Source organism: Tolumonas osonensis (assembly GCF_014202415.1).
GTDB classification, from domain to species: domain Bacteria; phylum Pseudomonadota; class Gammaproteobacteria; order Enterobacterales; family Aeromonadaceae; genus Tolumonas; species Tolumonas osonensis.
Map to the genome: position 1 here is coordinate 1 of NZ_JACHGR010000004.1, position 24,738 is coordinate 24,738.

The window sequence follows — 24,738 nt, forward strand, 5'->3', positions numbered from 1 at the left end:
TTGAATTGTTCGGGGTAACGTTTATGGCTCATGAACACCTCTTTTTTAGCTAGTTTATCTAACTAAAAGGTGTCTAGGAAATCAGTGGCGATTCACATAGACATCTTTTTTCTGACCAATTCGATAAGCTCTATCCGTTGCTTGGTCTTCTTTCGCAGGATTCCAACAGCGAGTAAAATGAATCACATGGTTTGCAGCTTGAACATTAACACCGAATCCGACAGCTACCGTTGATAAAATTATAACTCCAAAACCATTCTGTTCTTGAAACCTATCAATCAATTTTTGTCTGCTTTCACTGCTTTCAGAATTTGTGGATGTATCACCATTTATGATGATTGGTTTAAAACCGAACTGTTTATAAACGGTATGCTGAAGTTCTCTTTGAATATCTCTCAACTCAGTAAAAATTATCACTTTATCATTGGGGTTATTTTCTTTAATCTCGTGCAATTTATGTATCAACCAATTCATCTTAGGAGAGTTATCTCTTAGTTTTGGATCAGGCTCAACACAAAAAGGATGAGCACAAATCAATTTTAATCTATGTAGTAATCCCAATATTCCTGCAGATGATTGAGACTGTTCTGTTTCACTTTCATTTTTAATATATGCAGATACAGATGATAAATAGATCTTCTTTTGATGTGTACTCATCGGAATTGAACGACACTGAACGTCTTCAATTTTCAACGGTAAATCTTTAGCTACATCTGATTTTGTCCGTCTCAAAATTTGAGGCTCAACTAAGCGTCTCAATCGTTCTAAAGCCTGACTGTCCCCAACATTACTCTCAATAGGCCGTTGATATTCTTTTCCAAATTGATTCAATGGAACCAAATAGCCAGGTTGAATAAAATCAAAAAGTGCCCAAAGGTCTGTAAGTGTATTTTCTACCGGAGTTCCTGTACATGCGATTTTAAATCTTGATGGTATTGCATTAGCAGCTTGTGTAACTAAAGCTGCTGGATTCTTAATTTTTTGTGCTTCATCACAGATAACTACAGACCATTCTTGCCTTGCTAGAGAGAACTCCTGATCACGCATGGTTTCATATGTTGTCAATACGATTTTTGAATCATTAACCCATCCTGGACGCAACAAATTTTTAATACCCTTCTGTTGAAGACCGAAAGGTATTTCTTTTTTAGTAAATTTTAATTCCTTCAGTCGATCACCATAAAGCTTCAAAACAGGAATTGTATCGGCATAAAAAAACTTATGTAACTCTCTTTCCCAGTTATCAAGTAATGACACTGGGGCAATTATCAATGATGGATTTTTTGACTTATTTCTTTCTATTATCCAGACAATGAAACTAAGTATTTGTATTGTTTTACCAAGTCCCATATCGTCAGCAAGAAGACAGCCAGATATATGCTTGGGCGATAAATTAAACAAGCTTTGCAGCCATGATACTCCCGCCACTTGATGTTCTAAGAGCTCCCATTCCGGTCTTAATAATTCTGGAATCTCTGCAGTATACAATGATGTATCAACGATAGCATTCAATCTATTTTTTGAATATTTTTCATCCTCAATATTATGCGCAATTTGAAGAATTGCTCGTTCTGAACGTTCTGATGGCTTATTATTATTTCCCCATGAATTAATCTTTTTGGTCCAAGATTGATAAAGTTGTTCAGCTAATTCGAATGGCAAAATATAATTGGTATTTGGGATAGTGACAGGTTCTTTTTTATCTCTGGCTTCATCTAAAGCATCAGAAAAACTCGAATACAGAACTTCATCCCTAAAGTCAAAGTTGGACGAAAAATCAATATCTTTAATTTGGTTAATAACATCATCAGGAAGCCAGTTTTCTGACTCTTCTTTTACTAAATATGGTGATGATATTTGTTCTGCTTCACCTATACCAGTAACACGATCACCATATTTATCTAAATCTAAAACGGCTTTAAATTCAGCACCTATCGATTCAGCATCCCATTGAGTCCATAATTTTTTTATCTCGGAAAATTGGTTTTCCGTGAAATTACTTAACTCTAATTCATACCCTTGCCAAAAGCCAGCAGGCATTCCTGCTGCTAATTTTATCTCTAATTCATTAACGAATAGTTTTAGAACATTAGAAGTTGTAAGCTGAATAACAGTCTCATCAGTTTCACCTTTTCCAATTGGCTGTAAAATTAAATCAACCGATTCAATTTTATTATCAGCATCTTGGTGAATATTTAGATAAAAGCGATGAAAGAAAATTCCTGCTTCTGAAAGATCATTTTCATAAATTTCAGGATTAAGTACCGTTGAAGCATTTTCACCAATAAATGCGTATGGATTACGAATAAATGATAATGCATCATCACCACCAACTCTTCGTCCAGGAAAAGATTTTATTGATTCAAGAACATCTTTAACTTCTGGTTCAATTAAGACATGAGCCACTGAACCATCATTATTTAAAACATGATATTTTTCTTGTACTTCTTTTTGGCTATCAAATGATTTAATCCAAGTCTCAGGTTGTCCTTCAAAGGATGGTTCAACTTCTAATACTGGCATAGAATTGATGTTTGCTTTTCGTATTTTCATTCGCAAACTGTCAGGTTTTACTACTACCGTTTTTTCGAGAAATTGGTCTAGTTTTACTTGAGCATGTTTAGCTCTTTTTCTAACTAATGCCCATCCAATTTGATTATTTATTTCACTTGGTTTTTCTTTTTGAGACTGATGAAAGTGCTTGATACTTTTAATTAACTGCCAAACATCATTACTTAGTAAATATTGATCATCTAATGTTTTAATTACTGCGCCAGTTCTAGATATACTTAAAATCTTTCCTGTTTTCTGATCTCTCCATTGATTAATAATAACCTGAAAATCATTAGATGATAAGCCACCCTCACTAACCAGTTCAGGTTTTACATCTGAATATTCAGGCAAGCTTAATAACTTTATACTTGATGCATGCTCTTCGTTTTCTAAAAGGTGGTATAGTTGGTCCCACTCCAAAAACCAGGAGTTTGTTAATGCGGTAACAAGTTCTTCTTCTTCTAATTGTTCAATATACGCACCCAACAACCAATTTTTTTCATTTTCAAATTCAGAAAATGGAAACATTAATCCATTTTCATCAATGGTATATAGTGCCTTTACTTGTTCTTTTGAAACAAAGGAACTAATCTTATCTTTCAACCATTGTGTAATCATTTTTAACTTTTCCAATATAACAGTGGATTACTATTTGTTGACTTAAATCCAAGTCGCTTTAATTCTAGATCAGCTTGAGCATTCTTGATTTCCAACTCAACCTTTAACGCACCGCCAACTTTTCTAAAATCTGATATCCTATATTTATTAAACCCTATTTTTTGTAAAGAAATAGAAACTTTTTCTTTTATAGAGATCGTTACATTTTCAATCTTTGATTTTTCTTGGTCTTTTTTGTCAGATATTTTTATTTCATGATTCGCTTTTGTTTTTAAACCAATCCATTCAGGTTTTGTCTCATTCTGACTTGCAGTTATTGAATGTTTAACAGCTCTAATACCAAACTTAGCCAATTCATCATCAAACTTACTTTGCCACCCAGCATTATGAAGTAACCATGTTATGGTTTTAGGGGAGCCTCTTAATTTCAACGCAGTATTCATTCCAAGCCATTTAGCTTCTGCATTAAATGGCGCATCATCTGCTTTGTAGACATAACAAGCATTGCCAGTACCGGAAAATTCTACAAAAAAGTAATTGCCGATCTGCATTATTACCGCATTTATATGACTCGCGGCTTCGGTAAGTTTACTTAATCGACCTTTATTTCTATTTCTGAATTCTTCAAAATCAGTATTTAGATCATTCCAAGCATCAGAGCCCATTACAATTCGAGTGAAGCTCATTTGGTTCGCATATTTTAGCCAATAAGATAATCTTGCCTGATCTACACCTCTATCCCCTTTTAAAAGTTGGAAGAAATGTTGTAAATCCTCTTTTGCAAACCAAGCGCGCACCATGAGACATACTTGTTCATCAACATGTTGCAACCAGCCATTTTGACTGGAACGTAATTGAGGACTTCCCCATCGTTCTAGTGCGCTCTGTTTCAATAATGTTGACGGATTTTGCCTGAATGATGCGTGATAGTATCTGGTTAAGCACGCACTTAATACATCATCCATAAAACGAACATAGGTGCATCCTAGCGTCACCAAACGTTCAATTTTCATTTTGAATTCATCATCTGAAATAATGAATATTCTTGAAAGAATGACGTTAAATATTCTACGCCACAACCAACTCGCTTCTGGTACTTGTGCTATTTTTTTCAAACCTGATAAATCATCTATTTGACCATTTATCATCTCTTCAGCAATCAACTCACCTGCAGAGTTTGTGAAGATTTGATTATACTTTTCAATAATCCGCATCCATTCCTTTTCACGTTTTTGTTGTTTTTTTATTGAAAAATAACCTTTATCTAAGTATTGCTGTAATGCACACCAGTTTTTATTTTTTTCTGGAGTATCTGATTCGTATCCAAAATAACTGAAACAAAGTGATAGCCAATCTCTTCGATTTAGCTCATCGTGACAAATTCGAGACTCAACCTCGTACTGCACCTTATGAAAATACTCATCCTGATCTAGTAAAGATGGATTATCATCATATCTATCTGATAAACCGGCAAAAACAAGACGCCAGTCCGTGTTTGATAGCTCCTCTTTCAGCTTGAAACTCTCAATTGCCTTACGCCTTTTTTTTAAGGGAGGTGGTGGCTTAATTTCAGCCTTATCGAATATATCAATCAGTCTATTATTTGTTTTAGTCAAAGAAGGGAAAATCAGATCCGATATTGAAAAACGACTCTCATAGTCATTTTTTCTCTCGAAATAACGCTGTAAGTTTGTTAATGCGGTATCACTCATATCACATCACCAATTGGCATTTTTCGGGTAATGTTGGCATTACAACTGAATCTTCAGGAGTAGGTTTATCCGCCTTATCTTTCAATCCGTAAAACTGTAACCGTAGTTCTACCCGCCGACTTGCCTCTTTACTTTCTTTGGCATTGTTAAATGAAACGCCACCGGCCAGAAATAATGTTTTAATTTGCTGTTGCTTCTGCGGAGAAATACCTGCCTGCACTGGACTTCGGCTATCCAGCAGACTACACATAACCCATTCAGAGCGTAAAAGTGACAAGTGCAAGTTGTAGAGATATGAACCATCAGTATCAGTGAAACCCTCAATTACAACTTGTTTGAACCATTTGCGTCCCTCATCGCTATCTGCAGCTTCAAGTATTAGAGGAACCACATCTTGTAAAGCTTTTTGTCCAGCGGGTTCTAAACCAAATTGATTGTGGCCAAAACGACCCGCCTCACCAAAACTTATTCTATTGTCGTGACAATCAACCACAATAGTTTTATTCAGATGGCTGGCATGTAACTGGAGCTTGCTACAAAGTTGCGCAATTTCATGACCTCGTAATTTTTCACCTTGTTCAGCGGCTTGGATCCGTTGTGTAACTGAGCTAAGTGATGCAACCATCACAACCAGAAATAACACCATCATCGCGGTCATTAAATCGGCATAAGAGATCCAGAAAGGCTTTTCAGCTTCATCTTTGTGCTGCTTACCCGCACCAACAATTTGTTTTCCAAACATTGGTTAAATCCTTTTATTTACGGGCAGCTGAAAGAACATCGCTCAGGTCTTCAATACTTTCACGGACATTCTCAACACCACCCGCTAAGCTTGTAACAGCTTTATCTAGTTCAACATCCAAACTACCCAACGTCTTCCTGAGACTCTTATCAACACTTTCTGTGAATTCATTGAATCCTTTGCCTAGAACACTGCTAATATGTTCCAGATACTCCCGAACTTCGCGATTGTAAGTTTGCAAACGTTCACTATGTTGTTTTATATCATTCAAGAATTGAGTTCGGTGAGCCATTTCAGTCTGAGTATTAGCAATTAATCCTTCTAGTAAGCTGACAGTTTTTCCTATTGTTTCCCGGTTATTTCTATAATCAGACACTATGCTAGACAATTCATTCGCAGCAACAACGATCTCTCGATTTAATCCCTGCATTTCACCAAACATTTTTGCAGCTGACTCCGTAGCACCTGTTACGGAACTTCCAGCAACTACAAACCGATCAGCTGCATCTTTCATCTTCTCAGCACCAGATTGCATTTCTCTCAAGTTAATAGCGGTTTGTTTACCCAGTGCCTCAATCGTGCTTTGAGTTGATGCTTGTTGTGAACTGACCGCATCCAACAGTACTTTGACTTGTTCATCCAGGCCTTTCACCAACTCACGAGTACCCTGATGTAGCTCAGCTTGTGAAGTTCTGGAGGCCTGGTCCAGTTGTTGCTGACCATTTTCAAGCTGTTGGAAAACGGAATCTAATCGCTGCCCTAATATGTCTACTGTTGATGCAACTTTTTCCATCATTTCTTGCTGACCAGAACCCACACTGGCTTTAATCGATTCAACAAATGCATCAAGACTAACTGCCATTGCCTGCTGTTTAGCCTCATTTTCAGCAAACATTTTCTCTAATTGATTGGCCATTCGCAGACCTGCGTCTTCACCTTGTTCACCAATTTTGGAAATTGAATCATGTAGTTTAGAAAGTAAATCATTCATCCCTGCTTGCATGGCATTCTGTCCAGCCTGCATATCTGCGAGTAATTTTGAAACCATGTCATTACTGCTCTGTGTAGAATGATCACTTGCAGCTCGAATATCTTGAAGCAACGTAGCAAAACCCGACTGCATCGACTCCATAGCCATGACTGATTTACCCATCATTTCGTGAAGACCGCTGAACTGTTGCCCGAAAGTTGTATCTAGCTTGCTCATAAACGCAGTCAGAACATCTTGCAAAAGAGTCTGCACCTGGCCTGATTGATCACCACTAGCAGTTTGTACTGCCCCAGCAATTGCCTCTAAAGGAGACTTAAGGCTGTTCTGAATTGCACCGCTTACTTGATCAGCCATCATTTGTCCGGATTGCTGATAAGTTGATGATAAGGTCTCAGCCAACTTGAGATTCTCTCGAACCTGACTATCCACCAGATTTTGTAACATTTCCCGTAAATCAGAAACCAAACCATCTTTCAGCTGACGAGCTTGAGTTGCACTTTCATTACTGGCTTTAACTAACTCTGCCAGGTATTCCTCTCCTACCCCGCTATCAAAGAAACTGTCCAAGGCCTCCGTTAGTTTTTCTAATTGTTTATAACTGACAGCTAATCGGTATTTTTCTAAAAATGTGACCAATATTGAGACAAAAATTGCAGCAAATGATCCGAGGAATGCATATAACACATCCTTTAAAAGCGCATCTACACTGCTTGCCACCTGCTCAGGAGAACTTGGGTCAAAATGATGTAAACCGATCATCAACCCGAAAAACGTTCCAATGATGCCGACACCAGTCAGTATTCCCGGTAAGTGCTTATAAAACTCAGTACCTAAAGGAGTATCTACAACATATTGTTGAGTAAAAAATGCCGCTGATGTTGCGGTAGATCTGACTTGCTGTAATTCTCTTTCACCTTCGACTGTCTGGTATTGCTTATGCAGAGTTTCACTGTACTCACTCCAGGCGTGTTCTAAAGCATGAGCATTGAATACAGTTTCAAGCTGCTGTATTTGCTCTGAGACCTGTAATTTTTTTATTTCTTTCAGACGATCAGTTAATCTTTTTAACCTATGGACAATCACGAATGATTTAGAAAAATATCTAAACAAAAAAAGTAGTAATAACAGAGTGACGATACTAATAACGCTCACCGGTACAATGAACGGTTTTACAGCGACTAATGTATTGATAAAAAGATTTAAAGGTTCGGAAATTAAGGTGATATCCATTTCTTTATACTGCCCACATCCATTATCAGAGCCAAACCAACCGACAAACAGGTTAACTCAGCACAGAAGAAACCAACTGTGACTAATGCCAGTTGCCATTCAAATAATCATATCTGTAACAGTATCAGAAAAAGAAAGAAATAAAGCATCAAATGGATATTTTGATACCTTTTTTGACTGTTTTCTATCAATACCCCCACCGATCATAAGCAAGCGGCAGACTGTTGAGTAAATTGCGGCGTTCGCGCCAATCGGGGAGATACTGTTCCATCAGGGCTTTGAAACGTTCGTTGTGGTGGCGTTCCAGCAAATGAATAAGCTCATGAACCAGTATATATTCGAGGCATTCTGGCGGTTTCTTGGCCAGTTCCAGATTCAGGCAGATGCGATGTGATGAAGTGTTGCAACTACCCCATTTTGTTTTCATCTTTCTGATATGCCAGCTGTTTGGTTCCGTACCAATAATCGACGTCCACTTCCGGAATAATTTGTCGGCATTCAATTGCAGTTCTGCACGATAAAAGCGGCTCAAAAGCTCAGCTTTCTTTTCAACTGGCGAATCAGGTTTAATGGTCAGAACCAGTTTATGACTACCCTGCTTTTTAACGGTTTGTTTACCCTGATAATCACTGAAAACCAGTCGGCATCGTCTGCCCCAGAGGTAGTGACATTCACCCGTCACCATCTCCCGGTCTGACTGGCGAGGCTGATTGAGGAATGCTTCCTGCTGTTTTTTTATCCATGGAATGCGGGAAATAACCGCCATGCGAATGGCGGTTTCAGTCATTTTCTCTGGTGCGGAAATACGAACCATCCCATCAGGTGGTAGCACACTGATGTGAAGGTTCTTTATCGCTTTCCGGTTGAGCTGAAAAGTCAGATGCCCAATCTGCATCTCTGACATTAATGATATTCCTTCTGCGCTTTCGCTAGTTCCATTACGCTGGCAATATCAACATCATATCCCGCTGACTCTTCTCTGATCGCATTGGCAATTTCACGCTCTTTGAAGCGATCGCCCACCCAGTCAGCCCGCTTAGTATAACGAATGGCACTGTCGATTTTTGTAGCCAGAATTTCGTCCTTGCCGAAGTTATCATAAAAAGCCCGCTTGGCCTGCGTATCCATTGATTCAGGATAATCAGAGTTCGATTGCTGTGGGCGTTTCACCTTTTTTGACAGCTCACGGATCTTTTCTAGATACTCCTGATATTCGATGGCTTGCTGTCTGCGTAGATGAATTAACTCATCCAGCAACGTCGACATGTGCTCGTAATATTTCGGGTTTACCGGATTCTCATCAACAATCGTTTTCCGCACGTTGTTTTCGATAGTTTCCGCCATCGCTTCCGGGTCTTTCCGAATACTCTCCGGCAGTGAATCAACGGCTTCTGCGCCCTTCTCGACAATCAGTTCAATCAGACCTAATTCTTCGAAATCCATCAGCAGTTCACTGTCATCTGCCCGGATATACATATCCAACAGGTGACGCATAGCGGGTTCGAAACGTTTCATATCAACCAGATCACCACTGGCTAATTTCACTTCATCACGCACTTTTTCGTAGTGAATAACTTCGTCTTTAATCGCTGCCGTTTCTTCTGGGCTGAAACCTGCCTGTGGCATTTCATTGGCCAGGTTTGCATATGCACGTAATAACTTGGCAACTAACTGGTAAAATGTGACTCGCAGTGCCTCTTGCTCAGTGAGTACATCTTGGTTTGAACCCGATTCACCACAGAAATAATGAATGTAATCCTGCGTTGAACGGGGGGCTTTGACCGGCTCGCAGATAGCACGCACCATCTCTAACGCGTTTTCGAGATCTTGTCTGGCCTGAACTAAGCGATCTTTCAGTAAGCCTGCGACATCTTCTTTGTCATAACCATCAAACGCTTCACCGGTATAGTCACTGATAGCTTTATCAAGCGAACGGAACAAGTCTTTATAATCGACAATGTAACCATATTCTTTATCGTCACCATCAAGACGGTTCACACGGCAGATCGCCTGAAACAAGTTATGGTCTGCCATCTGCTTATCAATGTATAGATAGGTTGCAGAAGGCGCATCAAAACCTGTCAGCAGCTTATCAACCACGATCAGCAACCGCATCTGCCCAGGCTCTTTAATGAATCGTTGTTTGACTAATTTCTCGAATTCTTCAATTCGTTTTGCGGCCTCTTCTTCACTCTGTTCGAAAAAGCTGGCCAGCATTTTCCGGTAGGTTTCATATTTGAAAAGTTTTTCTGTATCTCCTTCGCCACTTTCTTCACCTTTAATACTGGTGGCAGTTGGTTGGTAGCTGGTAACGATTGCCACTTTGTCGGCAATGTCAGTCTGCGAAAACATGTCATAGACCTTACAAGCCTGATAAACGCTGGAACATACCAACATGGCATTTCCGCGTTCGTCCATCAGACGTGGCTTGGTTGCCATATCCATCAGAATATCATTCACGATTTTCTGCAGGCGATCTTTGCTGGAGAGCACCTTCTGCATAGTGCCCCATTTCTGTTTCAACTGCGTTTTGGCAATGTTCGATAACCCCCTGGTTTTGGCTTCAAACCAGTCATCGACTTTTTTCTCTGAGGTCAGATGCTGGTCGATATCGCGTGCTTCATAACGCAAATCAAGTACAACGCCATCAGCTACTGCTTCATCAAATTTGTAGGTATGAATATAGCGCCCGAAGATTTCGATCGATTTCTTTTTGTCGCGCTTCATCAATGGTGTGCCGGTGAAACCGATAAACATCGCCTCAGGAAGAATTGCTTTCATAGCTTCATGCAGCTTACCTGACTGCGTACGGTGACACTCATCAACAAAGACAAACAGATCGCCTTTAGCCCGGAAATCTTTCGGCAGGGATTTTTTCAGCTCAGCGATAAATTCATCCGCTGCACCATCATCTTCTGATTCACCTTGCCGACCAAATTTGTGCACTAACGAACAGATCAGCCATGGGTTGGTGTGGTTAAGCGTTGCAATCAGATCAGCGCCACTTTGGGTGCGATAAATGTCTTCATCTACCCCATAGAAAACCTTCTCGATCTGCTCATCAAGCTCGGTTCGGTCGGTGATAATCAGCACGCGGGCATCGGTGATATTTTCGCGGATCCACTTCGCCAGCCACACCATGGTGAGGCTTTTTCCTGACCCTTGTGTATGCCAGATGATGCCGCCCTCACGGTGTTTGATATGCTGCTTTGCGGCTTCAATCCCAAAGAACTGGTTATGACGGCAAGTCTTTTTAAAACCGGAATCAAAGACAATAAAATCATGAATTAGCTGCAGAAAACGATCTTTTCGACAGACACGGCTCAGATGAAAATCGAGTTTATGCTCGTATGGATTCGCAATGTCTTCTTTCCATTCCAGATAATACTTTTCAGCGGTTTCAATGGTGCCGTAACGCAGTCCCTGCGTGTCATTCCCCGCCATTACCAACTGCATGGTGGTAAAAAAATTGCGGATAAATGCTTTTTTCTGATTATCTAAGTTCTGGCGAATGCCCTCACTGACACCGACTGATGAACGCTTGAGTTCAATGACACCCAGCGCGATGCCGTTTACATAGAGCACAATGTCCGGGCGTTTTTTGTTTTCGCCTTTAATTGAGACTTCTTCAGCGATGGCAAAATCATTGTTTTCCGGATTTTTCCAGTCGATCAGCCAAACCGTCTGGTTTAACTCACCTGCGCCTTCTTTGTCTTTCACGCCATAACGCAACAGTACATAAACATCTTTGTTGGCGTAATAGAGTTTTTTCCCTTCACCCAAGGCGGCTGCGGTATCAAGCTGACGTATAGCTCGCGTAATCAAGGTGCCACTGACACCCTGTTTCTGCAGCCAGGCAGTCAGAATGTCGACTTCAATGTTCTTGTTATTCGGGCGATCTTGCCAGTCGCCTAAATAACGATAATGAAGCTCTCGCTGGAAGAACTGTACAATCCGGTTTTGTGTGATCCGTTCACGTTGCCCGACAGTACTCATCGTATCGTCCTCACTCTTCTTCGATTTGTTCGACATCTTTTGCAGCAAGCTCAGCTGCATACTGATCGATGCGCAGACCACTGAAGCGCCAGCAATCGAATGCCAGTTCCATCAATATTTGCTGACGTAAAGCAACCGAATCTGGTTTCCACTCGGTAAAGCTGTAATTCAATCTGTCTTTTAAACGATTGATTGCCGTGTCATTCCCGACGGAGAAATCAGTAACCATCAAACGAGTTAGCATTGAATCAGATTTGATGTATTCCGCTTGTTTCTCTGCAAACCAGTCAGTTGCCAGATCATTACAGTTATTCACGGCCTGATTAATCATGCTTTCCAGCAAGGTAACATTGCCTAAGCGGTACACGTTGCGGGTATGTACGTCCTGATCGGCAAACTCGGGACTTTGCTCCCGGTTTCTCACCGTCTGCGGCAAAATATGTTCAATTTGAAAACTTTGAATTGTGTTATGACTCTGAATCGGTAATCCGCATTGGCGTCTGATTTCGTTTTCAAACCGTCCGAGAATAAAACGCTGACGATATTGCGGGTTGTAAGCTGTATGATTAATTTGACTGAAAGCCTGACGGAAATCAGGCAAGCGTTTTAATATAAATGGAACCAAGGTTTCTTGCACAACGGCATCTACACCTTCCCTAGTTTTAACGCCACGGAGTTTAACTGCCCACAATGAAAAACGCTGTTCGTAGGTTTTAGTCTGAATACTCATGGTATTCGCAAAGAAGAAAAAACTCTCTAACTGAGCAGCCAGATAATCTACAACGTCACTAGGGCAATAGAGATCGAGCGCCATCAATAACACCAAATGCTGGCGGGAACGGTATTTGTTGATATAGCCAATATTGGTGATATGAGGATAGTTCGCCCCATCTCCCAGACTATTGGTTGCCGACACCAGTGCTGAGTAGCGTTTAGCTGCTTGCTGTAATTCCTGCACTAATTTCAGCGGCTCCGCTTCATAATTCAGGCTGACCTTGCCTTCTGCAGAGATGATCCATTTATACAGTTCATCTTCACGCAAAATGCCATGGTGATAACGTGCCATCATGAAATAACGAAGAAAACGCAGCGGATTATCACTTTCATCACATGCTTGCAGATAACCATTGATCTCTTTCCACACAGTCTTTATTTGTGAAAATTGAGCCTCCCGCGCTTTGCTGAACATCAGGTTTTTCACTAAGTCCATCGCGTTCAGGCTGGCACCGCGTTGGTTGATCGTTTCGAAAATTTTCAGTGCACTACCGAGATCTTCGGATTCGATAACGACCAAATCAATACCCGTCATGAAATACAAAGCATATGAAATTAATGAATCGATGCCTTGTTCTAGATATTCATTGAAATGCTTGCTAATACGTTCAAAAGCCTGCTGCATTTTGTTCAGCGATGCCGTAAATTCACCCTGTATAGGACTATGCTCAATCAAATGGCGCAAATAACCAGAACTTTCGTGATATTGCAGTTCAAGGCGAATTTGTGTCTGATTAGAGGCTAAATCAAAGTCAGATAACCACTCTTCAACCTTTGCCAAAATCTTTTTCTGATTGCCCGCCAGAACGCCATCTTTCTCACATTGCTGTAATACATCACGTAACGCACACAAGCTAATAACAATGGTGGTGAGGCGTTGCTGACCATCGATGACGTCATATTTTTCACCGTTTTTCACGACGATGATCGACCCGATAAAGTAGTTCGTCTGCTGTTTGGCATGCGGATCATATTCATCATCGATATCAATCAGAAACTGCTCGATTTGATCATCCACTTGCCAGACATATTCACGCTGATAGTCAGGCACCACGAAAAAGTAATCTTTCAGCTTATCAATGCTTTTTACTTCAGCTTTGATTTTCATGACCATTCCTTAATTCTTATTTTTTGTAAACCAGTGTTCATCTTATCAGGCCGATTTAAACAGCTTAAAACTCACCTGATAGCGGAAAAATTCAATGTTCTGCGCCACACTCAGTGCCCGGCGTAATTTCAGATCATCTTCGAGGGCGATGATGACGCCTTTGACGGTTTGGCCGGTTTCACAGAGCTCGTCTTTGACGTAGCCCATATAACGTTGGATCTGCCCAACCACAGCATCGGTTGCGCGACCACGTTTCAGTTCAACCACGAGAAGTGTTTTTTTATCTTTACTGATGGCGAGAATATCAATCGGGCCGGTATCTGACGGGTATTGCTGGCCGACCAGCTCACCCTCTTCGCTGTATATATCGAACTCTTTGCCTAAATCAATTGAAGCCCAGTTTTTGATGAGAAAATCTTCGAGATGTTTTTCAAGTGCAAAGACAGTGGCATCTTCTACCAATTCATCAGTATGGATGAGTACGAGCGGTTGTTTGCCTTCGAGCAAGTTTTCTAACTCTTGAGCATATCCCGTAATATTACAAACGGTTCCTATCGACCCAACTGAGTTTTTCAATGACTGACTGAATGACTCTTTATTCAATGAATGTTGAAACCAATTGACCTTGCGGCGATGCGGTAAAGGTTCACCAGCAACATAGAAATAATCAGAGACAATTTCACCAACATAAAACTGACCATTGCCATCAGGGCAAATAATCAGATCATTCAGTTGCATGCCTTTGCAGATGGTGTGCAGCATGCCGCAAGCAAGACCTGCGGCAACTTTGGATTTTTTAGGGTTTACCGCTAAAAAGACCGGTATAAATTGCTGATTAAACTCCTGCCATTTGTCAGGTAGTGCATGACTGAGATCTTGGGCTATACCCCAATCACCGCCAATAAAGCCCTGTTTCACACAGAGCTCAGCGAAAATATTCGTTTTACCTGCATAAATGCGGTAATAACTGCGGTTTAGGTTCATGCCGTCACCTCTGGTTTCACCAAACGGGTTTTACCAGTCAGCAGCTCTTGCATCATGCCTTGTTTGATTTGGCGAGTTTTGTTTAGGCGTTGTTGCAGTGTTTTAATTTCTTTATCTATATCCGAAAGAACAGTCGCAATAGCTATTTGCTCATCCCGCTCGGGGAATACAGCAAGCACGCTCTCTATTGTACTAGCGTTTAAACTTGGAACACCGGATGCTTCACTGTACTGCATCCAATCAATCATGCACACTTTATAAAACATGAACTTTGCGTCGGCTGTTTTGGATACTTCCGAATAAAATAGAGTATCAACAGTCCAAAATGGCTCTTCCGTATATCTAGGTTTATCAATAGTTCCTTTCCGACCAATTAATACGGAAGGCTTGTCATAAAGAAAGGAGTTCGCAGTCCCAATCTGACCACCGGTAGCAAATATAGGATATTTACCGTCTGGGGATTCAACTGCTTTTTGGTTACGACCGTGCCTGATTTTTATAAAATCGCGCAGCGGGGCAACCTCCCAATCCTCCGGTATTTCCCCCAATTCGCTTTGCTTATAGCCTTTTGGCGTGCCGTCTTCACGCAAGGCAAACTCGGGCAAACGGGTTTTACCGGTCAGCAGTTGCTGCATGGTGGCGGTTTTAATGGCCTGTTTTTTGGCGATGAGTTTTTCTAATTCGGAGATCAGCGCATCGACATCAGAAAGCGCATTGGCAATGGCGGTTTGTTCTTTAACCGAAGGGAGTGTAATTAACGATGCTCGAATAATTCCATTATATAGTCGAGCTATAGTGCTACCCTCGGATGAAGCCCATTTAATTATTTTGTAATAATGAAACAGGTATTCATTTAGCAAGCTTTTCTTATCGACTTCAAGCCATACAATATTCGAATCTTGGAAATATGCGGGTTTCCCATCATAAATAACTGACTTGCCAAGTGTTCCTGCTGCCGATATTAAAATGTCACCTTCGTTAGGGTATGAATACTTCGCTTTGAATTCATCATAAAGTTGGGTTGGAATATATGCATCAGGCTGGCTGCCAAATGTTCCAATTTTAAAAAATGGAATTGCACCTGTCTTTTGTGTTTGCCAAGAAAGAATTCTTTTACACATTCTCACTTCAGCAATATCACCTAACGCTGCAGCCTTCCAATCAATAGGAATAACCCCAACTTCAGTTTGCTTATACCCTTCTGGGATCACTTGCTTTTGCTCAGTCATGATTACACCTCCAGCCCCATTGCTTTCAGGTGTACTGCCACTTTATCAGACAGTGTGGCTACTGATTGCGTGATGACAGATAATGGTTCCGCATAACGTTCTTCCAGCTCTTTCACGCGATTCGCCAACTGCTGAATAATACGCTCTACTTCGGCTTGCACCTGCGCACTCAGTGTTGCTTGCCATTTATCTTCAACAACCAGCGTTTTAATTTCATCTTCTGTCAGCTTGGCGTAACGTTCAAATACCAAACGATCGAGCGCCTCTTGTGCCTCTTTCACCGCTTTCTTACTGTCAGCTTCGGCATCAAACAAGGCTTTGGCTTGTTTGAGTGCTGCTTTTTCATCTTTATCGGTTGCTACTTTGAGGCGTGCCGTGACTGTTGTTTTGGTGACCTTGTCTTTATCGTTCAGGGCTTCATTCAGTAAACCCTCTTCACCGCTGTTCTCTTCAAGGTAGCTTTCGAGCGCTTGGGTGGCGTTATCAAACGCCGCCTGCAAATCATCTACGGCTTTTTGTTCTTTCGCAAAGAAACGAGCCACCATCAGAACTGGCGGAATCAGATCGGCTTTAAATTTGGTTTTATCGATGACTAAATCAGGCGTTTCTTTCTGTTTTTCACCCTTCTCAGCAACCAAAACTCGCAAGGTTTTACCGACATTCCAGCCCTCTTGCGACAGCAGATAGACATCGTCTTGCATGGTTTCTTGCCAGTAATCCATCAAGATCTGATAGACATCATATTGATTCAATAACTCGGTGTTGGCATACGCTGTGAGTAAGCTTTCAGCGATTTCATGAATCAATGCTTTCGGCTGATCCCCAATTGCGATTTCTTTCAAAGAAGCCTGATAAAACCATGTGGTAAAGGTTGCATTGACTGATTGAGCAAAGGTCTGAAATTCAGGGAATTCAATCAGCGTTGATTTGATTTTTCCCGCTTCCACCAACGCTTTGCTGTAGCCAGGGCGAACCGATGCAAACAGGGTTGAACGCATGGTTGGGAACACCTTCCAGTATGTGCTGAGAGCATCGATATCGCGCTCAGGAATGCCCCCTTGCAGGTGTGCGGTTAAATCGTGCAGATCTTCAGGTTCTGAAGCATCGATATAACGCGGAATGTTGAGGTTATATTCATTCGCGGCAATTTCAGCCAGTGTCACCATACGGCTGAAACGGTCAACCTCTAACTGCTTGGTAAAGACATCGACGATCTTGTGAATGTCTTGTTCACGCAGTCGGTTTTTATTGCCATCTTTGATAAAGCCTTTGCTGGCATCAATCATGAAAATGCCGGTGCGGTGTTGCGCCTGTTCTTTATCAATCACGATAATACAAGCCGGAATGCCCGTGCCGTAAAACAGGTTCGCAGGCAAGCCGATAATGCCTTTGATATAGCCTTGTTTGATCAGATTTTCACGAATGCGCGATTCAGCATTGCCACGGAACAACACGCCATGCGGCAGAATGACCGCGCCTTTCCCTGTGCTTTTTAAGCTTTTCAGAATATGTAGCAGGAAGGTGTAATCACCGTTTTTCTCTGGCGGAACACCCCAAACAAACCGCTCGAATGGATCTTCATCTGGGTTGATGCCACTCGTCCAGTTTTTATTTGAAAACGGCGGGTTCGCAACAGCAAAATCGAAGGTTTTCAACTTGCCGTTATCATCTTTCCATTGCGGGTCAGCAATGGTGTTGCCCTTCCAGATTTTCGCGGTTTCGTTGTTGTGCAAGATCATGTTCATACGGGCTAACGCGCTGGTTGCGTTATCCATTTCCTGCCCGTAAATCGATAAACCACGCGGCGCTTCATCGCTGGCTTTTAATAACAACGAGCCTGAACCGCAAGTCGGGTCATAAACGGTTGCATCACGCTGTGTATTGGCATTGATACCAATGACTTTAGCCAAAATGCGCGACACCTCTGCAGGCGTATAGAACTGGCCTTTACTCTTGCCTGATTCAGTCGCGAAGTGACGCATTAAATATTCATAGGCATCACCCAACAAGTCATCGCCATCGGCACGGTTTGATGACAAATCGAGCCCTTCAAAGATGCCGATCAGTTTTGATAACCGATCGACCATCTCTTTGCCTTTACCTAAACGGTCTTCATCGTTGAAATCGGCAACATCAATGACGCCTTTCAGGTCGTTGACTTCGGCCAGTGCACCAATGATTTTATTGATCTTCTCACCGATCTCTTTGTCACCCTTCAGTGCAACCATGTTGTCAAAACTGGCACCTGCAGGAATTTCGATCATGCCGTATGGGTCATCTTGATATTTATCAGAGACATACTTCATGAATAAAAAGGTCAGCACATAATCTTTATATTGGCTTGCATCCATCCCGCCACGCAGCTCATCGCAACTCGCCCACAGTGAGGAATAGAGTTCTGTTTTCTTTAAGGCCATTTTGTTTTCCTAAAATACTTTTGAGTTCAGATCTGGTCAGTCTTCAGACCTGCAGCTTTAAGTCGCTGCGTTAAGTTACGCATTTTGCTGAATTCGGTGCCGAGACTTTCACGAAGCCCTACGCCTTCACAAAACTCTTTCGCAGTAATGTGTTTGAGGGCATCGGCATACTTGATCATCTGCAGGTGCAGTTCAGAGGTGTATTGATTACGCGGCGCTTCTGCCAACGCCTCACGGATGCACTGATAGATTTCTTGTTCTGTCATAAGTGACATTTGCATCGTTAATTTGTGTAGTTAGCTAAATTAGCTAACTCCTGTCGAGAGCTCAAGCAAAAGAGTCGTTTGATGATGATTTGTTTGGTTGGACGGTGGTGGTTTTGCGGGCAATCTCTGCGGGGAAAAAATTTGCTGAAGATTGCTAACACTTGCTTTAACAACTATCAGCAATCTGAATGTAATACTAAACCATTAGTTGTCTGTATTGCCCCAAGCCATAGCGACAGCAGTTCGAGCCATCTCACCTAAATTAGACCGTTCATGATTGTTTTCACCCAGCCAATTTGGAATCAGTGCACCTTGAGAAGCAAAATGCTCAACATGAACAACTGTAATCCGGTTGTCTGTATAGGCGACATCATTTATCCAATGCCATTCGCCGGGTCTTGCCTGCTTAAACAGCTTAAACGCTGCTTCGACATAGTTTTGTTTAGTACCGAGACCAAACATTACAATCAACTTAGTGGTATTTGGTAATGACGACAGATACTCTTTAGTGCAGTTACTAGACACAAACTGGCCAAATTCAGTGTGCCATTTCAACCAGAGCCTAAGCTCTGGTTACGTCAATTCTTAAAGTGAACGCTGATATTGCCAGATCAGGTTATCCAGAATTTTCGGTGTCATGAAATCATATTTTTTCTTCAGTTCATCGCATGCCTGTCTTACCAACGTCACAGCCTCATTAAGATTGACCGGACGATTTAGTGCAGATTCAAGAAAACGTATAATCATCCGATCTGGCTTGATTAGTTCGTTGTCACCGGCCAGCATCAGAAAATATTTCAGGCAAATACCACTGGTCTGCCCAGGGATCGCTTTAATCGCTCGCTCAAATGCAGCACTGTCACCCACTTTGTGAACATCTTCCAGATGTTCCACCCCGAATTGTTTCAGAACACGCATAAATCTCACTGTTGCATCAGCCTTCAGAATCCCATTATTTGGCGATGTACGATGGCGACTCTCAAACAAAGAATCTGCAAGTTCTTCTGGTGTTTTACCTTCTATTTGTTCAATAAACCAAGATGTCGTGGCAGAGGATTGCATTTCCTTATTATAAGCCTTGGTAATGTTCATCTTTTTACAGACACGCCCCACGATGTTGATGACATTCGTATAGCGAATTCCAATCGAAAATACGCTGTCTATGACACATAGCGGTATACAGCTGTAGTCATATTCTTCGGTCAGCGTATAACGACCGACATCAATAGAACTCTCAAAATGTTTTGCAACCAGGACATGCTCATTCATGATGTTATCCTTCATTTTTCTCAATCACAGGCAATAAAACGCCTTCAGCGTTTTTTAAAACCGAATCAAGATGAAACAGTTAGTCATTAGCAAAATAGCACCTCAGACACGCATCAGAGATGGTATCTGTCAATCGTCATTTTGCGGGAAGTTTATTAGTACAGAAGAACAAAGACCCGAGTAGAAATCTCTACCACGGTAACGCTTAATTTTTAGCCAAGAGCTCGTTGCACAACTATTATAACGGGCTACCCTCTCACCATTTCACTTTTTGTATCAAAAAATATTATTTAATAAAAAGAATAAATAAGACGGTATGATTAACTTTAAAAACACCAATTTTCAGCATATTGAAAACAGAAATTCACAATTCATTAACATAATGCACACATCTCATTTGCACCAGCAAATGATCTTTCGCTTCAGCGAGTGAGCCCTAAATACTATTGTCAAGACAGATAAAATCAAGCGCTCTAATTTTCTGTGTCTTACATAGCTAGACTTATCGCATTTGAATCTGTAACCTGAAAATTGCTTTTTAAGCAACTTATCCCGTATGCGTAAAACCGACTTGCCCCGAACAACACCATGTTCGGGGCTTTTTTCATGTTTTATTAATTTTTGGCGATAGCTAAGTAGTTAATGACTATCTTTGGTAAATTTTGATGTATGGTCTAACATCAAATATACATACGATAAAAAATTACATCTATGGAAAATCCGGTTTACGAATAAAGCCTCATACTTGCTCTCTCACGACCTATGTCTGGGGCTTTTTCTTTTGCCTGCTGATAAAAACCTCGTTTGCTTCGGGTGAGAGCTGATCTACTCGCTGTTGCTTTTGATTTATTCATATTCGGGCTTTGTCATTGCCCCGGATTAAGGCATTTTTTCATTAGCGCTTAAGACCCGTCAATGTCTTGATACTGCGGATAAATAAGTGGTTGCTCAAGTAGCGCCCGAATTTTTTCGTGCAACATTTCTCGATTTTCTACAGAGTCTATTTCGATTTCAACCTCAAGAATGCTGGTTCCATGGACTATGAGTGCTTTGATTCCATGTAATGAATAAACAGAGGCCATATCTATCTCATGCCCTATTCTTTTTCCATTAACAACAGGGAAAATCCAGTCATGCTGAGAAATAAGCTCTCGAGTTAATGCCTCAATACCGACTCTCACGATTGCTCTCCGATACACAGTTGATCTTGTTATAAAAAACAGAATGAATACTACTCATCTATCATTGAATCTTGGATATAGGTCGAGGCAGAATATAGTGTACTCCGCATTGAAATGAATCTATCTCCTTGTAGAATTAGTCATTTCCGCTGAATAAACGTACTTTATTGCGACCATCCAGCTTTGCATCATACAAGGCCTTGTCGGCAAAACGGAGCAATGTATCAATGTTATTCTGCATGTCAGTCAGTGTGGCAATCCCAATCGATACAGTAAAATGAAGCGTCACATCAGGCTCCAGAGAGAAAACCGTATCGGCAATCGCTTCCCGCAACCGTTCTGCGACTTCAATGGCCAGATGACTCGCGGTTTGTGGTAACACTACTGCAAATTCTTCACCGCCGATCCGACCGATGATGTCTGTTTCACGCAGCGTGTTGCGACAAATAGTACTTAATGACTGAATAACCAGATCACCCGCATGATGGCCGTAACTGTCATTAATTTTCTTAAAATGGTCGATATCCATCATCAGTATCGACAGGTCTCTGCCATACCGTTTTGACTGCAACCGTTCATGTTCTGCTAACTGCATAAAATGACGCCGGTTGGCTAAACCAGTTAGCGGATCGGTTTGAGCTAATCGCTTCAGTTCCTTTTCTGCCTTCTTACGCTCAGTAATGTCTTGAACAACGCCAAATAGAACTCGGCGTTCTCGATCAAAGGTCGCCTGGGAATGAATATCTTTGATTTCATCGGTATCCGCAGCACGGATCTTGTATTCAACATCGTAAGGCACATCATGCAACAGAAGATTGCTCAGACAGGCGTCCAGCGCAGGGCGATATTCTGGCAGGGCCATATGTTGGATCGCAGTCAGATCAAATTTGTCACTTGCGAGCCCATAGATCTTTGCGGCGCCTAACGATGCAAATATGAGTCGGGTATCAATATGCAGTTCCCAATTACCGGTCTTGGACGCCAACTCGGCCCAGTTCAGGCGAGCTTCATTCAAACGGGTGACTTCCTCTACCTGCCTGCGAGCGATGAGATCTTCATGGCTGATTTCCGGTGACACCAAAAAAAATCTGAGACTTGGCTTGATTGCATCCAGACAATCATCTGCGTTACCACCATGGATCACTGCCTGCCGATACCCGACGTAATACAGCGACCAGATACCAATACAGCGTGCAGGCACATCGTCCAGACCCGCATCCAGCATCCAATCGGCTACCGGCTTAACCAGTTGGCCGACTTGTTCGATGACCCTATATTCATGTTCTTTAGACCACATCCAGCCAAACGCCGCCCCTACTGAGCGGATCGGCAAATACTGGACGTCCAGGGTGTAGAGTTGTTTCAGATAGGAACAAATACGATCCAAGAGCGTAGTTCCGGTGACCTGTGCATAGAGTCGCGGTAACTCAGCGATCTGTTCCGAATTCAATGCAATGATGACATTAGCCAGTATGTCCGCTTTACTCAGATTCAGCCGGTAGATCTGAACCGGTTGCTTGCCAACGGCTTTGGCTATATCACGCATGCCAACAGCCTCATACCCATGAGTCATAAATAGCGTTTTAGCTGCATGCACTACTTGAGCTTTAAGTGGATCAGTAGCTTTAGTTGACAACTGGGGTTCATTCAAATACATCATATTTCAAGTGTAAACATGTTCACATTGAGCGTCAATTCTTCAGACGAGCCATTACCAGTGCGCTTCTTTTTGGCCCTCGCAGATGAATATCTTAAGTACATTGGGTAGGTATCAGACAAAAACGTGATGATTCATAACGCAAACTCGCAATGACAATATCGCCGTGTTTGGTAGTGACTGAACGATCAACAACCAGTAAATCATCCGGATAGACCCAGTCTCAATCATCGAGACAACCGGCCACCATTGGCTTTAGGCAAAAAAAAAGAGTCTATCGATGACTCTTTTCAAACATGAACAACCACCAATCACTTGTTTTGATGGGCCCGCAAGAATTCATTTTCCTTCTTGAGTTCGTTATATTCACAGTAAAAATCATACCCTTGTTTCACCACAACCCAGAAACCAATCGTGGCCAGAATATTTCTCAACATACTCATCCCCCTAAAAATGCTGACTGGAACATGCAGAGACCCCGCATAGACAGAACAATAAATTCAGTTTATGCCACTAGATTAGTGACCGCCGAATAACAGTGTCTTGATTGCTAGTATCTACTTCAGATGGCGGATCAGTTTGCCGACTCTGGTACCAATGCAGGCATATTTGATGAGTTTGTCTGGTTCGGTGAGGGTATCCCATGCCTTACTCACCAGACTTTCAACGACAATCCGTGATACGGGTTGCAATACATCATGTTTCCAATTGATGGAACCATCCTGAGTCGATGACGTGCCGTTGATACACCACGCAACAAATTGCTCTTCAGTATCAAAACGAGTGGAGCTGGCGGATTGTAAGAGCTCAAAAGCACGTTGCAAGCTACCTTCCCGGGAATAAGATCGGAAAGGATAAGGCCGTATAAAATAATTCTGGTGCTGACAAAATTCTTCCAAATTAGAAATCACCGTGTAGTGATAGTGATTTAAATGAATGACATTCCCTTCTCCAGCATATAGCCCATGGTGAGTGTGTCCTGATTGAGTTGCTATGAGGTGATCGGCGATTTGCATCTTCTTTCTCCTGATTGCGGCATAAAAAGCCCCTTGGGGCCACCTCGGTTCTTGAACGATTTACTGGGTGCGAGTTCCAAGCTTTTCGGTCAGCTTGGTTGAGCGGGTTTGGGTGCGTGTCGTGGAGGGGGACGTGGATGAATTGGCTGGCGTTGATAGTCCGGGTTCAGTAGCTTGCCCTTCCGGATAGAACTCTTCCATGACAAGTGGAATTTCTTCTTCCGAGTCTTCGAACTGACCATTTTGCAGCAGTTGTTTGGCTGTCTGTTCCAGTTCATCCATCAGTAAACCCGCTTCTGCATCTGACTCAGCGGCATCTTTGGCTTGCTGGATAGTTGCGGCAAGTTCAGCTCCTTCCCGGAGAGTCAGGTCAACGTAATACACTGGCGTCTGATACGACAGCGTGGTGGTTTTGGCGCGAAGCTTGAGCAACAATGGCAGATAACGAGTATGACCACCACTCAGTGCCTGAAAATACTGTAGCCGGGCAGCCAGTGTCCGTACTGAGTTATAGCCGGTGGTGCGGAAGATAAAACTTGCCAGCTCATCGCCCTGACCATCGACCTGCACGTTGAGTCGACCGTAGAGTTTGCAGCCATGCTCTCTTGCATACGGACAGAACTGTGGGCCAGCACAGGGATGTTCTTCTGTGCCACCTTGTTCATTGACGCGTCTGGCTTTCTCACCATCGCCGACGCACAGTGGTCGACCGGTTTGTCGGTCAAACGCACTGTATTCCGCCCGTAAGTTGAGGTCGGTGTCGTTGAATAACATCCGTACCGGTATCGCGCGGATTTTCTGATTCGGCGCGGCTTCTGAGAGTTTTTGATGCAGCGGGTGCAGTAACCATTCCCCCTTGTTTTTGATTTGTGTGGTTAAGGTAAAACTATCGTCTTTCTCCGGTAGCCATTTATCGTTTTTACACACTAAACGGCCAATGGAGATGCGCCCGATGACAGGCGGAGTAATTGCCAGTCCTTTAATCATACGGACTC

The 24,738-nt window shown here is 42.1% G+C and carries 17 protein-coding genes; all 17 read right to left on the bottom strand.

The genetic code is table 11. The features are described from left to right. Positions 1 to 81: 81 nt before the first annotated feature. Complete coding sequence (gene zorD / locus HNR75_RS06220; protein WP_188026146.1) at positions 82 to 3,171, bottom strand: type I Zorya anti-phage system protein ZorD; 3,090 nt, start codon at positions 3,169 to 3,171, stop codon at positions 82 to 84. A gap of 2 nt (positions 3,172 to 3,173) precedes the next feature. Then, positions 3,174 to 4,883: a type I Zorya anti-phage system protein ZorC gene (zorC, locus tag HNR75_RS06225; protein WP_188026147.1), complete on the bottom strand. Its 1,710-nt coding sequence runs from the start codon at positions 4,881 to 4,883 to the stop codon at positions 3,174 to 3,176. 1 nt (position 4,884) lies between these two features. Beyond that, positions 4,885 to 5,625 (bottom strand): type I Zorya anti-phage system protein ZorB1, encoded by a 741-nt coding sequence (gene zorB1 / locus HNR75_RS06230; RefSeq protein ID WP_188026148.1) that lies wholly within the window; start codon positions 5,623 to 5,625, stop codon positions 4,885 to 4,887. 13 nt (positions 5,626 to 5,638) lie between these two features. After that, on the bottom strand, positions 5,639 to 7,846 hold the full coding sequence (zorA1, locus tag HNR75_RS06235; RefSeq protein ID WP_188026149.1) for a type I Zorya anti-phage system protein ZorA1: 2,208 nt from the start codon (positions 7,844 to 7,846) through the stop codon (positions 5,639 to 5,641). 187 nt (positions 7,847 to 8,033) lie between these two features. Then, a complete protein-coding gene (locus HNR75_RS06240) occupies positions 8,034 to 8,750 on the bottom strand; it encodes a M48 family metallopeptidase (RefSeq protein WP_188026150.1) in 717 nt (238 codons plus the stop codon). Further along, positions 8,750 to 11,842: a type I restriction endonuclease subunit R gene (locus HNR75_RS06245; RefSeq protein ID WP_188026151.1), complete on the bottom strand. Its 3,093-nt coding sequence runs from the start codon at positions 11,840 to 11,842 to the stop codon at positions 8,750 to 8,752. Before HNR75_RS06245 ends, HNR75_RS06240 begins: the two co-directional genes overlap by 1 nt. 10 nt (positions 11,843 to 11,852) lie before the next feature. Beyond that, positions 11,853 to 13,724 carry a DUF262 domain-containing protein gene (locus HNR75_RS06250; RefSeq protein WP_188026152.1) on the bottom strand — a complete coding sequence of 624 codons (1,872 nt, stop codon included), beginning with the start codon at positions 13,722 to 13,724 and terminating at the stop codon, positions 11,853 to 11,855. A 45-nt stretch (positions 13,725 to 13,769) separates the two neighbouring features. Further along, positions 13,770 to 14,708: an endonuclease NucS domain-containing protein gene (locus HNR75_RS06255; RefSeq protein ID WP_188026153.1), complete on the bottom strand. Its 939-nt coding sequence runs from the start codon at positions 14,706 to 14,708 to the stop codon at positions 13,770 to 13,772. Next, the gene (locus HNR75_RS06260) at positions 14,705 to 15,937 is read right to left on the bottom strand and encodes a restriction endonuclease subunit S (RefSeq protein ID WP_188026154.1); all 1,233 of its coding nucleotides are present in this window, start codon (positions 15,935 to 15,937) and stop codon (positions 14,705 to 14,707) included. The genes HNR75_RS06255 and HNR75_RS06260 overlap by 4 nt, the downstream gene beginning before the upstream one ends. Before the next feature lie 2 nt (positions 15,938 to 15,939). Then, positions 15,940 to 18,354, bottom strand: coding sequence for a type I restriction-modification system subunit M (locus HNR75_RS06265; RefSeq protein ID WP_188026155.1), 2,415 nt, complete (start codon positions 18,352 to 18,354; stop codon positions 15,940 to 15,942). A gap of 26 nt (positions 18,355 to 18,380) precedes the next feature. Then, a complete protein-coding gene (locus HNR75_RS06270; protein WP_188026156.1) occupies positions 18,381 to 18,620 on the bottom strand; it encodes an HTH-like domain-containing protein in 240 nt (79 codons plus the stop codon). Between the two features lie 204 nt (positions 18,621 to 18,824). Continuing rightward, a complete protein-coding gene (locus HNR75_RS06275) occupies positions 18,825 to 19,082 on the bottom strand; it encodes a hypothetical protein (protein ID WP_188026157.1) in 258 nt (85 codons plus the stop codon). Positions 19,083 to 19,205: 123 nt separating this feature from the next. After that, entirely contained in the window at positions 19,206 to 19,889 is a 684-nt protein-coding gene (locus tag HNR75_RS06280) for a hypothetical protein (RefSeq protein ID WP_188026158.1), read from the bottom strand. 902 nt (positions 19,890 to 20,791) lie between these two features. Further along, positions 20,792 to 21,070 (bottom strand): hypothetical protein, encoded by a 279-nt coding sequence (locus tag HNR75_RS06285; RefSeq protein WP_188026159.1) that lies wholly within the window; start codon positions 21,068 to 21,070, stop codon positions 20,792 to 20,794. Positions 21,071 to 21,206: 136 nt separating this feature from the next. Continuing rightward, complete coding sequence (locus HNR75_RS06290; RefSeq protein WP_343043257.1) at positions 21,207 to 22,730, bottom strand: diguanylate cyclase; 1,524 nt, start codon at positions 22,728 to 22,730, stop codon at positions 21,207 to 21,209. Between the two features lie 554 nt (positions 22,731 to 23,284). Beyond that, complete coding sequence (locus tag HNR75_RS06295) at positions 23,285 to 23,743, bottom strand: C40 family peptidase (protein WP_188026160.1); 459 nt, start codon at positions 23,741 to 23,743, stop codon at positions 23,285 to 23,287. A 60-nt stretch (positions 23,744 to 23,803) separates the two neighbouring features. After that, positions 23,804 to 24,730, bottom strand: coding sequence for a recombination directionality factor (locus HNR75_RS06300; RefSeq protein WP_188026161.1), 927 nt, complete (start codon positions 24,728 to 24,730; stop codon positions 23,804 to 23,806). Positions 24,731 to 24,738: the final 8 nt, after the last annotated feature.

What these genes read in the sequence shown, in the direction of transcription:
- HNR75_RS06240 (WP_188026150.1), bottom strand. Translation starts at nt 8,750, where the DNA reads ATGTCAGAGATGCAGATTGGGCATCTGACTTTTCAGCTCAACCGGAAA.
- HNR75_RS06280 (WP_188026158.1), bottom strand. Translation starts at nt 19,889, where the DNA reads ATGAATGAGCATGTCCTGGTTGCAAAACATTTTGAGAGTTCTATTGAT.
- HNR75_RS06250 (WP_188026152.1), bottom strand. Translation starts at nt 13,724, where the DNA reads ATGAAAATCAAAGCTGAAGTAAAAAGCATTGATAAGCTGAAAGATTAC.
- zorB1 (WP_188026148.1), bottom strand. Translation starts at nt 5,625, where the DNA reads ATGTTTGGAAAACAAATTGTTGGTGCGGGTAAGCAGCACAAAGATGAA.
- HNR75_RS06270 (WP_188026156.1), bottom strand. Translation starts at nt 18,620, where the DNA reads ATGACAGAACAAGAAATCTATCAGTGCATCCGTGAGGCGTTGGCAGAA.
- zorD (WP_188026146.1), bottom strand. Translation starts at nt 3,171, where the DNA reads ATGATTACACAATGGTTGAAAGATAAGATTAGTTCCTTTGTTTCAAAA.
- HNR75_RS06265 (WP_188026155.1), bottom strand. Translation starts at nt 18,354, where the DNA reads ATGGCCTTAAAGAAAACAGAACTCTATTCCTCACTGTGGGCGAGTTGC.
- zorA1 (WP_188026149.1), bottom strand. Translation starts at nt 7,846, where the DNA reads ATGGATATCACCTTAATTTCCGAACCTTTAAATCTTTTTATCAATACA.
- HNR75_RS06255 (WP_188026153.1), bottom strand. Translation starts at nt 14,708, where the DNA reads ATGAACCTAAACCGCAGTTATTACCGCATTTATGCAGGTAAAACGAAT.
- HNR75_RS06300 (WP_188026161.1), bottom strand. Translation starts at nt 24,730, where the DNA reads ATGATTAAAGGACTGGCAATTACTCCGCCTGTCATCGGGCGCATCTCC.
- HNR75_RS06295 (WP_188026160.1), bottom strand. Translation starts at nt 23,743, where the DNA reads ATGCAAATCGCCGATCACCTCATAGCAACTCAATCAGGACACACTCAC.
- HNR75_RS06275 (WP_188026157.1), bottom strand. Translation starts at nt 19,082, where the DNA reads ATGTTTGGTCTCGGTACTAAACAAAACTATGTCGAAGCAGCGTTTAAG.
- HNR75_RS06245 (WP_188026151.1), bottom strand. Translation starts at nt 11,842, where the DNA reads ATGAGTACTGTCGGGCAACGTGAACGGATCACACAAAACCGGATTGTA.
- HNR75_RS06290 (WP_343043257.1), bottom strand. Translation starts at nt 22,730, where the DNA reads ATGATGTATTTGAATGAACCCCAGTTGTCAACTAAAGCTACTGATCCA.
- zorC (WP_188026147.1), bottom strand. Translation starts at nt 4,883, where the DNA reads ATGAGTGATACCGCATTAACAAACTTACAGCGTTATTTCGAGAGAAAA.
- HNR75_RS06260 (WP_188026154.1), bottom strand. Translation starts at nt 15,937, where the DNA reads ATGACTGAGCAAAAGCAAGTGATCCCAGAAGGGTATAAGCAAACTGAA.